Annotated in this window: 13 protein-coding genes; 9 read left to right on the forward strand and 4 right to left on the reverse strand. The window is 68.8% G+C overall.

Annotation, left to right across the window (positions count from 1 at the left end):
• The first annotated feature begins 94 nt into the window (after window positions 1-94).
• The 5 genes from uraD to I004_RS34865 all read left to right on the forward strand — a co-directional run bounded on the left by uraD (window position 95) and on the right by I004_RS34865 (window position 5,226).
• Window positions 95-640, forward strand: a complete 546-nt coding sequence (gene uraD, locus I004_RS0119275) for a 2-oxo-4-hydroxy-4-carboxy-5-ureidoimidazoline decarboxylase (protein ID WP_028436841.1) — start codon at window positions 95-97, stop codon at window positions 638-640.
• On the forward strand, window positions 637-1,026 hold the full coding sequence (gene uraH, locus I004_RS0119280) for a hydroxyisourate hydrolase (protein ID WP_028436842.1): 390 nt from the start codon (window positions 637-639) through the stop codon (window positions 1,024-1,026). The genes uraD and uraH overlap by 4 nt, the downstream gene beginning before the upstream one ends.
• A 6-nt stretch (window positions 1,027-1,032) precedes the next feature.
• Window positions 1,033-1,953, forward strand: coding sequence for a factor-independent urate hydroxylase (gene pucL / locus I004_RS0119285; RefSeq protein WP_028436843.1), 921 nt, complete (start codon window positions 1,033-1,035; stop codon window positions 1,951-1,953).
• A gap of 127 nt (window positions 1,954-2,080) precedes the next feature.
• Window positions 2,081-3,475, forward strand: a complete 1,395-nt coding sequence (locus I004_RS0119290) for an 8-oxoguanine deaminase (protein ID WP_028436844.1) — start codon at window positions 2,081-2,083, stop codon at window positions 3,473-3,475.
• A 224-nt stretch (window positions 3,476-3,699) separates the two neighbouring features.
• Window positions 3,700-5,226 carry a nucleobase:cation symporter-2 family protein gene (locus tag I004_RS34865; protein ID WP_051345198.1) on the forward strand — a complete coding sequence of 509 codons (1,527 nt, stop codon included), beginning with the start codon at window positions 3,700-3,702 and terminating at the stop codon, window positions 5,224-5,226.
• A gap of 164 nt (window positions 5,227-5,390) precedes the next feature.
• On the opposite strand, the gene I004_RS0119300 is transcribed toward I004_RS34865, so the two are convergent.
• The gene (locus tag I004_RS0119300; RefSeq protein ID WP_028436845.1) at window positions 5,391-5,828 is read right to left on the reverse strand and encodes a DUF6174 domain-containing protein; all 438 of its coding nucleotides are present in this window, start codon (window positions 5,826-5,828) and stop codon (window positions 5,391-5,393) included.
• A 137-nt stretch (window positions 5,829-5,965) separates the two neighbouring features.
• Between I004_RS0119300 and I004_RS0119305 the strand changes: the two genes are divergently transcribed.
• On the forward strand, window positions 5,966-6,469 hold the full coding sequence (locus tag I004_RS0119305; RefSeq protein WP_028436846.1) for a metallophosphoesterase family protein: 504 nt from the start codon (window positions 5,966-5,968) through the stop codon (window positions 6,467-6,469).
• Between the two features lie 146 nt (window positions 6,470-6,615).
• Here I004_RS0119305 and I004_RS0119310 read toward each other — a convergent pair whose 3' ends face one another.
• Window positions 6,616-7,920, reverse strand: a complete 1,305-nt coding sequence (locus tag I004_RS0119310; RefSeq protein ID WP_028436847.1) for a phospholipase D-like domain-containing protein — start codon at window positions 7,918-7,920, stop codon at window positions 6,616-6,618.
• A gap of 846 nt (window positions 7,921-8,766) precedes the next feature.
• Between I004_RS0119310 and I004_RS0119315 the strand changes: the two genes are divergently transcribed.
• The 3 genes from I004_RS0119315 (at window position 8,767) to I004_RS0119325 (ending at window position 11,494) form a co-directional block, all read left to right on the forward strand.
• Entirely contained in the window at window positions 8,767-9,417 is a 651-nt protein-coding gene (locus I004_RS0119315) for an MOSC domain-containing protein (RefSeq protein ID WP_028436848.1), read from the forward strand.
• 448 nt (window positions 9,418-9,865) lie between these two features.
• Window positions 9,866-10,732 carry a hypothetical protein gene (locus I004_RS0119320; protein ID WP_051345199.1) on the forward strand — a complete coding sequence of 289 codons (867 nt, stop codon included), beginning with the start codon at window positions 9,866-9,868 and terminating at the stop codon, window positions 10,730-10,732.
• A gap of 180 nt (window positions 10,733-10,912) precedes the next feature.
• Entirely contained in the window at window positions 10,913-11,494 is a 582-nt protein-coding gene (locus I004_RS0119325; protein ID WP_028436850.1) for a putative glycolipid-binding domain-containing protein, read from the forward strand.
• A gap of 75 nt (window positions 11,495-11,569) precedes the next feature.
• Here the strand turns inward: I004_RS0119325 and I004_RS0119330 are convergent, their stop codons facing one another.
• Both I004_RS0119330 and I004_RS0119335 read right to left on the reverse strand, forming a co-directional pair.
• Window positions 11,570-11,812 carry a DUF397 domain-containing protein gene (locus I004_RS0119330; RefSeq protein ID WP_028436851.1) on the reverse strand — a complete coding sequence of 81 codons (243 nt, stop codon included), beginning with the start codon at window positions 11,810-11,812 and terminating at the stop codon, window positions 11,570-11,572.
• Window positions 11,809-12,648 (reverse strand): Scr1 family TA system antitoxin-like transcriptional regulator, encoded by an 840-nt coding sequence (locus I004_RS0119335; protein WP_028436852.1) that lies wholly within the window; start codon window positions 12,646-12,648, stop codon window positions 11,809-11,811. The genes I004_RS0119330 and I004_RS0119335 overlap by 4 nt, the downstream gene beginning before the upstream one ends.
• Window positions 12,649-12,754 lie beyond the last annotated feature (106 nt).

The raw sequence follows: 12,754 nt of genomic DNA on the forward strand, positions 1-12,754 counted from the left end.
TCATTCACCGCGCACCTGAATTTCAACAAACTGTTGACGTTGCTCTCCTCCGGGGTTTAGCTGTTCCCAGTCCGAACAGTCTCCGGAGGCATACGTGACGCCTTCCCCTTCCCCTTCGGCGCCGGGTCTGACCTGGCTCAACTCCGCCGTGGACAGCGATGCCCGCACCGCGCTCCACGAGGTCTGCGCCGCCCGGGCGTGGGCGGGTGCGGTGCTCGGCGGCCGCCCGTACGCCACCCCGGCGGAACTGCTCGCCGCGAACGACGCGGCCATGGCGGAGCTCACCGCCGAGGACCTCGCCGAGGCCATGGCCGGGCATCCGCCCATCGGACGTCCACGGGCCGGCGACCCGTCCTCGGCGCGCGAGCAGCGCGGCATGGCCGGGGCCTCCGAGCGGCTGAAGGAGGAAATGCTGGAGCTGAACCTGGCCTACCAGGAGCAGTTCGGCCACGTCTTCCTGATCTGCGCGACCGGCCTGAGCGGCGAGCAGATGAGGGACGCCGCACGCAGCCGCATCGGCAACTCACCCGAAGAGGAACGTGAGATCGTCCGCACCGAACTGACGAAGATCAACCGGATCCGGCTGACCTCGCTGGCAGAGACGGCACGTCCGGCAGATATGGGAGGCGAGCGAGCATGAGCGGCAACCCGGGCAGCGCGACGGCATCGGTGTCCACGCACATCCTCGACACCAGCGTCGGCCGTCCCGCAGCGGGCGTCGGCGTGGTGCTGTCCGTGCGCACCGACAGCACCGCGCCATGGTCCGCGCACTCCGCCTCGACGACGGACGCGGACGGACGCTGCAAGGACCTTCCGGCACTGCCGGAGGGAACCGCACACGCCCGGTTCACCTTCGGGGTTGAGCCGTATCTGAAGGCGAACAGGACGCACGAGGACCACGGGGCGGGGGAGCAGGGGAGCTTCTTCCCCGAGGTGACGGTCGTCTTCGCGGTCGCGCCCGGCGAGCACTATCACGTGCCGCTGCTGCTCAACCCGTTCGGCTATTCCGTATACCGAGGGAGCTGACAGCGAATGACGGTGCCGACCACGATTCTCGGCCAGAACCAGTACGGCAAGGCGGAGAACCGCGTCGTCAAGATCACCAGGGACGGCGCGACCCACCACATCAGGGACCTCAACGTCTCGGTCTCCCTCAGCGGTGACCTCGACGAGGTCCACTACTCCGGCTCCAACGCGAACGTCCTGCCGACCGACACCACCAAGAACACCGTCTTCGCCTTCGCCAAGGAACAAGGCATCGAATCCGCCGAGCAGTTCGGCCTCGCGCTCGCCCGTCACTTCGTGGACGCCACCGAGCCGATCCGCACCGCACGCATCCGCGTGGAGGAGTACGCGTGGGAGCGCATCGCCACCTCCGAAGGCGAGGCACCCCACTCCTTCGTCCGGCGCGGGCAGGAGACCCGCACGGCGCAGGTCACCTACGACGGCTCCACCGTCGAGATCCTCAGCGGGCTCAAGGGACTCACGGTCCTCAACTCCACCGACTCGGAGTTCTGGGGCTACATCAAGGACAAGTACACGACCTTGAAGGAGGACTACGACCGCATCCTCGCCACCGAGGTGAGCGCCGTGTGGCGTCACAGCTGGAACGGTGAGGACGATGCGTCGGCTCCCGACTGGCAGAGCTCCTACGAAGGCGCGAAGGCGCTCATGCTGCGTGCCTTCGCGGAGACCTACTCGCTGTCCCTCCAGCAGACCCTCTACCGGATGGGATCCCAAGTCCTGGAGGGAAGGCCCGAGTTGGAGGAGATCCGCTTCTCCATGCCCAACAAGCACCACTTCAAGGCCGACCTGGAGCCGTTCGGCATCAAGAACGAAGCCGCCGACGGCGCCGTCTACATCGCCGCCGACCGCCCGTACGGGCTCATCGAGGCGACGGTGCTGCGCGAGGGCGCCGAGGCGCGGATACCCCTCGACCTGACCAATCTGTGAGAAGCGGCGGACCGGATCCGGCGGGCTCCCGCGATCAGGCGCCCGCCCCCGACTTCCGTCCGGCGCAGCTGCTTTCGCTGTCCCTGTACCTGTTCCTGTCCCACCGGCATCAAGGACTCCTGACACCATGACTGATCCGGCAGACCGCACAGCGCGCACCGTCATCGAGAACTGCGCAGTCGCCACCGTCGACGCGCACGGCACCGAGCATGCCAGCGGCCACGTCGTCGTCGCCGGCAACCGGATCGAGTCCGTCGGCGAAGGCAGCGCACCCGCGGGCCTCGGCAACGTCGTGCGCCGCGTGGACGGCACCGGGCACCTCGCCACGCCGGGTCTGGTCAACACCCACCACCACTTCTACCAGTGGCTCACCCGCGGACTCGCCCAGAACGCCAACCTCTTCGACTGGCTCGTCGCCCTCTATCCCGTATGGGCACGCATCGACGAGGACATGGTGCGCGCCGCCGCGCGGGGATCCCTCGGCATGATGGTGCGCGGCGGCGTGACCACGGCGATGGACCACCACTACGTCTTCCCGCGCGGCTCCGGCGACCTCCTCGGCGCCGAGATCGGTGCCGCCCGCGACATCGGCGTCCGCTTCAACCCCACCCGCGGCTCGATGGATCTGGGCGCCTCCGACGGGGGACTGCCCCCGGACTTCGCCGTCGAGACCACCGACGACGCCCTGGCCGCCACCGAAGAGGCCATCGACACCCACCACGATCCGTCCTTCGATTCGATGCTGCGCATCGGCGTCGCACCCTGCTCGCCCTTCTCCGTGACGACCGAACTGCTGCGCCAGGCAGGCGAACTGGCCCGCCGCAAGGGCGTACGTCTGCACACGCACGGCTCGGAGACGGTGGAGGAGGAGAAGTTCTGCCACGAGCGGTTCGGCATGGGCCCCACCGACTACCTGGAATCGGTGGGCTGGCTCGGTGACGACGTGTGGATGGCGCACTGCGTCCACATGAGCGACTCCGACATCGCCGCCTTCGCCCGCACCCGCACGGGCGTGGCCCACTGCCCCTCCTCCAACGCCCGCCTGGCCGCAGGGATCGCACGGGTGCCGGACATGCTCGCCGCCGGCATCCCGGTGGGCCTCGGCGTCGACGGCACCGCGTCCAACGAATCCGGCGAGCTGCACACCGAGTTGCGCAACGCCCTGCTCGTCAACCGGCTCGGCGCGCACAAGGAGAAGGCCCTCACGGCCCGTGAGGCGCTGCGCCTGGGAACGTACGGCGGGGCCGAAGTCCTCGGCAGGGCGGACGAGATCGGCTCCCTGGAGCCCGGCAAGCTCGCCGACCTGGTGCTGTGGCGCATCGACGGCATCGGGCACTCCTCGATCGCCGACCCGGTCGCCGCGCTCGTACTCGGCGCCGCAGCACCGGTCACGCTGTCGCTCGTGGACGGCCGTACGGTCGTCGAGGACGGCCATCTCACCAACGCCGACGAGGACTTGATCGCACGCGAGGCGCGGGACGAAGCCCGGCGGCTCGCCCGCATCGCCGCGGACGAGGGCTGAGGCCCCGAGCCGCGACAACCCAAAGACACCGGCCGGGAGGGACGGCTCCCGGCCGGTCCAGACCCACATACAAGCCCTTCCCGGGGGCGTGGCCCAACCCCTCACGCCCCCGGGACGGTCCGGCACAACCGGCTGGGGGCACCGCCCGGCGACAGCCGGGGAGGCAGCGCACAGAACCACCGTGAACGCAGGTGAGCTGTGAAGACCGATAGGAGGACCCCGCCGTGACCGATACGCCCGCACACGACGAGAAGCCGGGGGGCGGCAGCGACCGGCAGCCCGCACAGGACCCGGAAGCCGCCCGCGATACCGCACCGGCACCCGGCGCGGCGACCCCGCCGGAACCCGGTGGGCCACCGGGACCCGCCACGCAGGGCAAGCACCCCGTCGACCAGACGCTTCCGCCCCTGAAGCTCATCACCACCGGTCTCCAGCACGTGGCGGCCATGTACGCGGGTGTGGTGGCCCCGCCTCTGATCATCGGCACGGCGGTCGGGCTGTCCGTCACCGAACTGACCTTCCTCACCGGCGCGAGCCTGTTCCTGGCGGGCATCGCCACGCTGCTGCAGACCTTGGGCGTGTGGCGGATAGGCGCACGGCTGCCCTTCGTCAACGGCGTCACCTTCGCCTCCGTCGCGCCGATGCTGGCCATCGACAAGTCGGAGGGGCACGAGGACGCGCTGCCCGTCATATTCGGCGCCTGCATGGTGGCAGCCGCCCTCGGCTTCGTACTGGCTCCCTACTTCAGCAAGCTGGTGCGCTTCTTCCCGCCCGTGGTCACGGGCAGCGTCATCACGCTCATCGGCGTCTCGCTGATGCCCGTCGCCTTCAACTGGGCGCAGGGCGGCGACCCGGAGGCACCCGGCTACGGTGCGACGAAGAACATCGCCATGGCCGGTGTCACCCTCCTCGTCGTCCTGCTGCTGAGCCGCTTCACCCGCGGCTTCGTCAAGCAGATCGCGGTGCTGCTCGGGCTGGTCGTGGGCACGCTGATCGCCGTTCCCGTCGGCATCACGGACTTCGGTGCGCTGAGTGGCGCGGGCATCGTCGGTTTCCCCACGCCCTTCCACTTCGGTGCGCCGCAGTTCGCCGTCGCCGCCGTCGTCTCGATGTGCATCGTCATGCTCGTCTCGATGACGGAGTCCACCGCCGACATGCTCGCTCTCGGAGAGATCGTGGACCGGCCCGCGGACGAGAAGACCATCGCCGCCGGGCTCCGCGCCGACACGCTCGGCTCCTTCATCAGCCCCTTCTTCAACGGATTCCTGGCCACCGCGTTCGCGCAGAACATCGGCCTCGTCGCGATGACGAAGATCCGTAGCCGCTTCGTGGTCGCCGCGGGCGGCGGCATGCTCATCCTGATGGGGCTCTGCCCGGTGGCCGCTGCCCTGATCGCGACCGTGCCGCAGCCGGTGCTCGGCGGGGCGGGCGTCGTCCTCTTCGGCTCCGTCGCCGCCAGCGGCATCCGCACCCTCGCCAGGGCCGATCTGGGCGACGACAGCAACATCGTGATCGTCGCGGTGTCACTGGCAGTCGGTGTCGTCCCCGTCGCCGCCCCGGACTTCTACGACGTCCTCCCGGGCAGCGCACGGATCATCCTGGACTCCGGCATCTCGACGGGCTGCGTCACCGCGGTCGTCCTGAACCTGCTCTTCAACCACCTGGGCCGACAGCGGCGCGGCGATGGCGGCGAGGCCCCGGTGCCGGAGCCGCGCGCCGGCGAGGTGACGGCGGAGCAGCCCGCGCGGTGACCGTCCCGTTGCTGCGGTCCGCGTCCGTCGGGTCGGGCCGCACGCCGCACAAGCCCCCTGCCTTCACGAACAGGGCCCCGCACCTCATCCGTTGCCGCACGCCATGACGAGGCGGCGCGTGGGGTGCGGGGGCGCGGGCGGAGACTTCGCGAGTGGCCCTGCCGTCACTCGTACCGGTAGTCGCGCATCTTGTACGAGGCCTCGTCGTCGGCGGTCTTCTCGTGCTGGTCGAGTTTCACGCCTGCGGGACGGCGCCTGCCGTCGTACGTGACCTCGGCCCTGTGCGCTTCCGCTTTCCGCGCACGCTCGACCCTCTTCAGCAACTCCTCGACGGAGAAGACCCAGTCACTGAGCTTGCCGGGTGGCCTCTTGCCTCCACCGAGGAGCCGGGCCCGTACGACCTTGCCGTCCGTGACATGGATCCGGAAGCTCTCGTTCATGACCATGTTGTGTGACTCGAGCGTGTAGCTGTAGCGGCGAGGCGCGTTCCAGTCCGTCCCGCCGGTGTAGCCGCTCCCGCAGCCGGTGAGCAGGGCTCCGGCCAACGCGGCACCCGCGCCGGCCCGCAGCGCGGTGCGGGCGTTCCCCCATGCATGACTCATGTGCACTGCGACGTTGCCCTCAAGCGCCTGGTTCCGCGTGCCGGTTGGGGACGACCTGTCAGGTGCCCGGCCCTTGCCGAGTGGGTCCGCACGGTCGCTTCCGAGCCCGCCGGAGGAGGAGCGCTATCGTCGCGAGCGTGCGACTGCTGCTGACCACGGACACCCATCTGCCCAAGCGCGCCAAGCGACTCCCGGGCCCGCTGCTCGACGAACTGGACGCTGCCGACGTCGTCTTCCACGCGGGGGACTGGGTCGACACCGACACCCTCGACCTGTTCGAGTCGCGCGCCCGGCGGCTCGTCGGCGTGTACGGCAACAACGACGGCACCAACCTGCGCGCGCGCCTGCCCGAGGTTGCGGACGTCGAACTGGCAGGGGTGCGCTTCGCGGTCGTGCACGAGACGGGGGAGGCGCGAGGACGCGAGCCCCGCTGCGCCGAGCGCTTCCCCGAAGCGGACGTACTGGTTTTCGGCCACAGCCACATCCCCTGGGACAGCACCGCCTCCGGGCGTCTGCGCCTGCTCAACCCGGGCTCGCCGACGGACCGCAGGCGCGAGCCGTACTGCACATACATGACCGCCGAGGTGACGGAGGAGGGCCTGTCACAGGTGCAGCTCCACCGGCTGCCCCGCACCAACTGAGCCAACTTGCAACCGATGTGGAGCAGTTCAGATGGAGGCGTCCACGCAGAGCCCGGCGGCCGGCCGCACTCGGAAGCTCCTGGCGGACAGGCGGACTTGGCCGTGACCCGTCCACCAGGAGCCCCACTGCCCGGGACCGGAAGTGCCTACTCCCGGGCCTGACCCGGATCGATCGGAATCTCTCGCGCCGTGCTCTCGCCGCGCTCCTCGGCGATCGACTGCCGCCCCGCCGTCCCGCAGCAGCGGTCGTACTGGTTCTGCCAGTCCGCCATGAAGGTGTTGTAGCTGGAGCTGCCGGTCAGCTTCAGGTCCGACTCGTCGTTGTGCCAGACGCCGTTGCTCGTCCAGTTCGAGGAACCGACGAACACAAGCTTGGAGTTGGCCGTACCTGCGTAATTCCCGCTGACCATCATGTACTTGTCGTGCGTGTAATGCTTGGCGTAGCCGTTCGCGTCGGTTTCGCGGGTGGTGTCGTGCACGTTGATGTTCGCCCGGTTCTTCAGGTAGTCCTGCACGCTGTCATCGACCATTCCCGCGGTGATCAGAATGTTGATCTTGACGCCGGTCTTTGCCAGGCTCACCAGCTTCTTCGGCAGTTCCAGATAGTTCCGCTGGCCCGGCTTCCCGTGCGCGGTCCACTGGAACATGGCGATGTTGATCGTGGCCGGGGCCTTGATGTTGTTCAGGAAGTCGACCCAGGTGTCGCTCCTGGAGCGCGCCTTGGGCCACTGGTAGGAGGGCGGGGACAGCTTCCTGGCGGCTGTGCCCTTGGTGGAGCTGTAGTAGTCGGGTGCCAGCGGGCCCGGGCCGTTGAGCGCCCCCTTGGCCATGGCGGTGAAGTAGCTGACGTAGGAGTTGTACAGGGCGACGTTGCCCTTGACGGTGGCGCTGCTGTTCCACGCGGTGCCGGCCTGGGCGGAGGTGGGGTTGGCGCTGCTGACGGTCACCGACCTGTTCGCATCGAGTCCGCCGCTGAACATGTAGAACTTCGCGTGCAGGGAGGAGCCGGCGTAGTGGGTCAGACAGCCGCCCGGGCACATGGCGGCGAAGCTGGAGGCCCGCGGGTCGTTGCCCAACTCGGTGACCATCGACTGCCAGACCGCATTGTCGCTGTGGACGTCCATCAGCGCCTTGACGATGACGCCGCGCTGGTGCGCGGCGATCAGGGCGTCGGCGAATTCCGGGCCCGGCTGTGCGCTGCTGATCGAATACATGGCGACGCGAATGGTCTGCCCGCAACTGGCGCTGTTGATCGAGTCGATGATCGGGCCCATGACTTCCATCTGGGCGTCCGGGTCCTCCGGGTCGTTGAAGCGCGGGCCCGGACTGGAGGTGAACGTCCGGTACTCGCAACTGAGCGGCGCCTTGGCCTTCTTGACCGCGGCGTGCGCCGGTGTCATCGGCAACATGGCGACGACCAGCGCGATGATCAACGTAATCGTTCGCTTCATGGGCGGCGGCCTTTCGCTGGGCTGTTGATGACGAAGAGGCGGGCCCTCGCAAGAGGCCCGCATGAGCGGTGCCGCCGTCGGCGGAATCCACGGCCGTTCCACCGATGTCCTGATTGATCAGGAGGAATCTTCAAATCCCCGGACTGCGCATCGCAGGTTTCCTCGAGCAGGGATGCGCGGTCGCGGGGCGTTGCTCTGCCGGTCGACCGACTTGTGGCCGACGTGGGGAGTGACAGGCGCCTGGTGCCGCGATCTGTCCATGCCGTAGGGACGGCGCTCGCGCCGCCCGTGCCCCCACCTGCTTCTGACACGTCCGCGACTGCGGCGGACGCCTTGCCCCCCGACTGAGAAGGGCGTACGAACCCTCTTGGGTCCGTGGATATCGGAGCGTTTTCGCTCGCACTGTGCTGAGGCTGTCGCACCGATGGCGACAGCGAGATGACCAACTTCAAGGTCCCCCCGAGCATCCTGAACGTTGCCACGAGCCGCCGATGACGATCGGCGCCTGCACCCCACCCCTGCTTGTCTTGCAACGGACCGACGGGCGAGTCCCGAGCGGGACATATCACGCCAAATTGGTCCTACTCTCCCTTCAGAGGATTACCACGAGAGCTTCACGTAAAACTCTACAATCACCCGTAAGTGAGGATAGTAAGGCTTTTGCAACCTGGCTGAGCAGCAAGCCTGTTGGCGCGGGCGGCGTTGGGCCGAGCTCGGCCGTCCGCTCCTGCGGGAGGCGGTTCGAGGACGACTACGGCGCCGAGCAGCAGTTCGGCGGCGACGGCTGCCGCGGAGTGGTCCGAATCCGATCGCGCCGGGCCTGCGACGGGCCGTAGCGTCGTCCGCATGGAACTGCACTCCGTCAACATCGGTCATCCCCGCCCCAATCCCTGGAAGCGGCTGGCCGCGACGGGGATCGACAAGCGGCCCGTTGACGGTCCCGTGGCGGTCACCGCCCCCGGCCCCAAGGGCGACGGAGCAGTCGGCCTGGCCGGCGACAGGGCCTACGACGTCAAGCACCACGGCGGATACGACCAGGCCGTGTACGCCTACACCCGGGAGGATCTCGACGTCTGGGAGACGGAGTTGGGCAGGGCCCTCCCCAACGGCGTGTTCGGAGAGAACCTCACCACCCTCGGTCTGGACGTCAACGCCGCCCTGATCGGAGAGCGTTGGGGCATCGGCGCGACTGTCGTCCTCGAAGTTTCCTGCCCGCGGATCCCATGCGGGACCTTTCAGGGCTGGCTTCAACGGGACGGGTGGATCAGACAGTTCACACTGGCGGCACGTCCCGGCGCGTATCTGCGCGTGATCGAGGCTGGTGAGATCCGGGCAGGCGACCCTGTCGAAATCCGGCACCGGCCCGATCACGACGTGACCGTGTCCCTCGTCTTCCGTGCGCTGACACGTGAACCGAGGCTGCTGCCGAAGTTGCTGGCTGCGGACGCACTACCGCTGGAGGACAAGGAGCACGTCAGTAAGCGGATCGAGCGATAGGGGCCCGGCAGGGCGCGATGTGGCTCCGGGGCCACGTAGGGGGAGACGTCCATCCCGTGCGGCGTGCGCTGCTCCGGGCCGACGGCGGAACGGCTCGTGGACCTCGCCGGCGACACCCCCGCCCGGCGCCACCCGCGAGAGGGGGCACCGCCGGCGGCGTCGAGGTCGTGAGGGCGACGAGAAGTTGCTGGGCTTCTGGATGGATCGGGTCGGATTCGGCCGATCCTCCCACCGTGCCGGAAATCCCCGGAGTCGTCCTGACGAGGTCTTTTGCTGATGGCTCATCCGCCGCGTACGGCCCGCCGCGGGCGAGTACGGTGACGTCTCACCGAACGACCCCGCGTCGACCGACATCCCGGGGGAGACATGGAGCCGGCACCCCGGCTCCGCGGCTGAGGCAGTGAGGAACGGTGTTTCGGTGACTGCGGACCATCAACAGGAAGATGTCATGCCAGGGGCCTCACTTGGACGTCACGAGGACCAGGCGGCCGCCGTGCCGCCGGAGGCCGGCGCACCCTCTCCCGCGGAACGCTCACTGGTCCCCGCGGGCCTTCCCGAGCGTGCCGTCCCGCTCAGACGTGAGGTGCTCTGGGCTCTGGGGGCCGCCGCCTCCTACGGAGTCACGCTCTTCGTGGCCAGCGACGACCTCGTGCTCCTCGCGATACCCGGACTTCTCGGGCTCGTCGTCCTCGAGGTCATCGCGGTGCTGTACCTGCTGCGCAGGCCGTCGAGAGGCGCCCCGGCCCCCTTTCCCACCGACGGCAGCGATCAGCGGGGCCCGGTGAACTTCCTCTACGCGGCCCTGCTCAAGCGCTACGCCGCCCTCGTGGTCTCCAGCGTCGTGCTCATGGCCGTGCCGCTGGTGACCAGGGCCACCTACCTCATGCCACTCCTGATTGTGGGTCTTCTCGGCATCGCGCTGGCGACCGTCTTCTGGCTGGACCAGCTCCGCTGGGTGCGGCAGTGCGCCCGCATCCTGCACGTCTACCCCTTCGAATTCCGCGCTCCGATCTACGGGTTGGAGCTGTTGAAGCATGGAAAGCGCGTGGTGGTCCTGGGCTACCAGGGCCTGGAGTCGCCGGACATGATCGCCCGGGAGCCGATGGGCCATCCCCGGTGGCCCGACCGGATCGCTGACGGGGGCTGGTTCGCCGGGGACGAGGTCTTCGGCGGTGTGCTGCTCGTCCCGGGGACGGGTGAGCTGATGTGCATGCAGCCGGTCGACTGGGACGACTTCAAGCAGTGGCGGGACGAGGCGGGGGAGGAGCGCCGCGCCCAGGCGAAGCGGGCCGGGATCGACGGCCGGGCCGTCTGACGCGCGCCGGGCGCTGCCCGGTCCTCCACCTGGATCAGGGCCTTCCCGCCGGAGCGAACCCCGGACCCCGGTGCCTCGGGTGCCCGCACCCCACTCCGTCCCCGCGACCGGCGAGCCGCCTCCGCGTGCCCGTGGGCGCGGGTCAGGATGGTGCCCCCGATCCAGGAGGAGGGCGCCGGCATGGACTTCCGTGACCCGCCGAAGGCCGCCGCGTGGCAGCACATCAAGGCCCGAGCGGGCTTCGAGGTCGTCTACTTCGAGACCGCCGACGACGGCTGGCGTATCCACGGCTGCACGACCGCCGTTGAGGACGGCCGCTCCTGGATCGTCGACTACGCGATCGAGCTCGATGACGCCTGGGTCACCCGCTCCGCGCACATCTCCGGCCGATCGGCCGAAGGTCACCGCACGAGGTCGATCATCACCAACGGCGAGGGCCACTGGCAGGTCGACGGCGTGGTCTCGCCCGAGCTCGACGGATGCCGCGACATCGACCTCGAATCCTCCGCGATGACGAACGCGCTCCCTGTGCGGCGGCTGCGCCTCGTGGAGGGGGTCCGTGCCGAAACCCCCGCCGTGTACGTGCGCGCCGCGGACCTCACCGTCGAACGGCTCGACCAGACCTACGAGCTCGTCCGCGACAAGGCAGGGCGGCAGCGCTACGAATACTCCGCCCCCGCCTTCGACTTCGGCTGCCACCTCGCCTACGACAGCGCGGGCCTCCTCCACGACTACCCGGGCATCGCCATTCGCGTCACCTGACGGCTCCGTACGGGGCAGCGTATGGCGAGGTTCGGGCAGGCACGCCTCTGCGACGCCTCAACGACGGGGGACGTGTCAGACGTGGACGCCCGCGTACGACACAAACGCGTTCCAGGCGGCGGGGGAGAGGGACAGCTGAGGGCCCGCGCTGTCCTTGGAGTCCCGGACGAGGACGGATTCCGGACGCTTGGCGACCTCAACGCAGCTGTCACCTTCTGAGCCGCTGTAGCTGCTCTTGAACCAGGTCAGGGCGACCTCCAGACAGCTGTCGCCGTCCGATCCGCTGTAGCTGCTCTTGAACCAGGTCAACTCGCTCATAGCGTGCCTCGCATTCGCTTCAACAAGCCCATGGAGTCGTCTGGGGTCTCGGCCTGTGAGCGAAGTTTTGCATACCTCTGCGAGAGGACACTGACCTCTCCAGGCTCGGTGATCAGCATGCCGCTGCGCTGTGCTTCGGAGTAGCCCAGCCACTGATGTCGGGGGGTCTCCAGCAGTTGCATGGGCCCGTCGGCGCCAGCATGCCAAGGCTGACAGATGGGCATCACTTGTAGCTCCACGTTCGCGAGTTGTGCGCACGTGACCAGGTGATCGATGAGCTCCCGCGTGACGTCGACGCCACCTACCCGGCGCTCGATCAGCGCCTGTTCGATGATGAAGCTGTACGCCGTGTTCGGCCTGTCGTGCAGCAGGTGTTGCCGATCGAGCCGTGCCGAAACCTGGGCTGCGACCTGATGTTCACTCTTGGGCGGCGGCACGCTCACCGTGACCGCCCGCGCATACGCCTCCGTCTGCAACAGGCCCGGGATCACACGGCATTCGTACGTGCACAGGCTCACCGCCTCCTCTTCGAGACCGGCCCATTCGCGGAACCACGACGCGAGGCCGGGCCTGCGCACGGCATGCCGGGCGGCCGCTCTGAGCGCCCCGAAGGCGTCCAGCACTGCCTCCGCACGCTCGACGAGATCGGCGGGCGGCATCCTCCGCCCCTGCGCGACCGAGGCGATGGTCTGCGCCGAGTACCGTACGCGCGCCGCCAGTTCGTCCTGCGTGAGCTGTGCGCGCTTGCGGAAGGCCTTGAGAACCGCGCCGAACGCCTTGAGGCTGTCGGAGCCATCCGGTTCGCCGCCGTTCCCCGTCGCATCGCTCCCCGCCATCTCCGGCCACCTCCGGTGCTGCCCGAGCCGTCTCCGGCTGGGAACGCCATGGTTACGTTCGGTGACTCGCACCGTCCACGGAGGCAAGTCGTACGCATCACTGCGT

Source organism: Streptomyces sp. TAA486, assembly GCF_000426165.1.

Coding starts and splice junctions, on each gene's coding strand:
- I004_RS0119330 (WP_028436851.1), bottom strand. CDS start 11,812: ATGAGCGAGTTGACCTGGTTCAAGAGCAGCTACAGCGGATCGGACGGC.
- I004_RS0119320 (WP_051345199.1), top strand. CDS start 9,866: ATGCCAGGGGCCTCACTTGGACGTCACGAGGACCAGGCGGCCGCCGTG.
- I004_RS0119325 (WP_028436850.1), top strand. CDS start 10,913: ATGGACTTCCGTGACCCGCCGAAGGCCGCCGCGTGGCAGCACATCAAG.
- uraH (WP_028436842.1), top strand. CDS start 637: ATGAGCGGCAACCCGGGCAGCGCGACGGCATCGGTGTCCACGCACATC.
- I004_RS0119315 (WP_028436848.1), top strand. CDS start 8,767: ATGGAACTGCACTCCGTCAACATCGGTCATCCCCGCCCCAATCCCTGG.
- I004_RS0119335 (WP_028436852.1), bottom strand. CDS start 12,648: ATGGCGGGGAGCGATGCGACGGGGAACGGCGGCGAACCGGATGGCTCC.
- I004_RS0119290 (WP_028436844.1), top strand. CDS start 2,081: ATGACTGATCCGGCAGACCGCACAGCGCGCACCGTCATCGAGAACTGC.
- I004_RS0119300 (WP_028436845.1), bottom strand. CDS start 5,828: ATGAGTCATGCATGGGGGAACGCCCGCACCGCGCTGCGGGCCGGCGCG.
- pucL (WP_028436843.1), top strand. CDS start 1,033: ATGACGGTGCCGACCACGATTCTCGGCCAGAACCAGTACGGCAAGGCG.
- I004_RS0119310 (WP_028436847.1), bottom strand. CDS start 7,920: ATGAAGCGAACGATTACGTTGATCATCGCGCTGGTCGTCGCCATGTTG.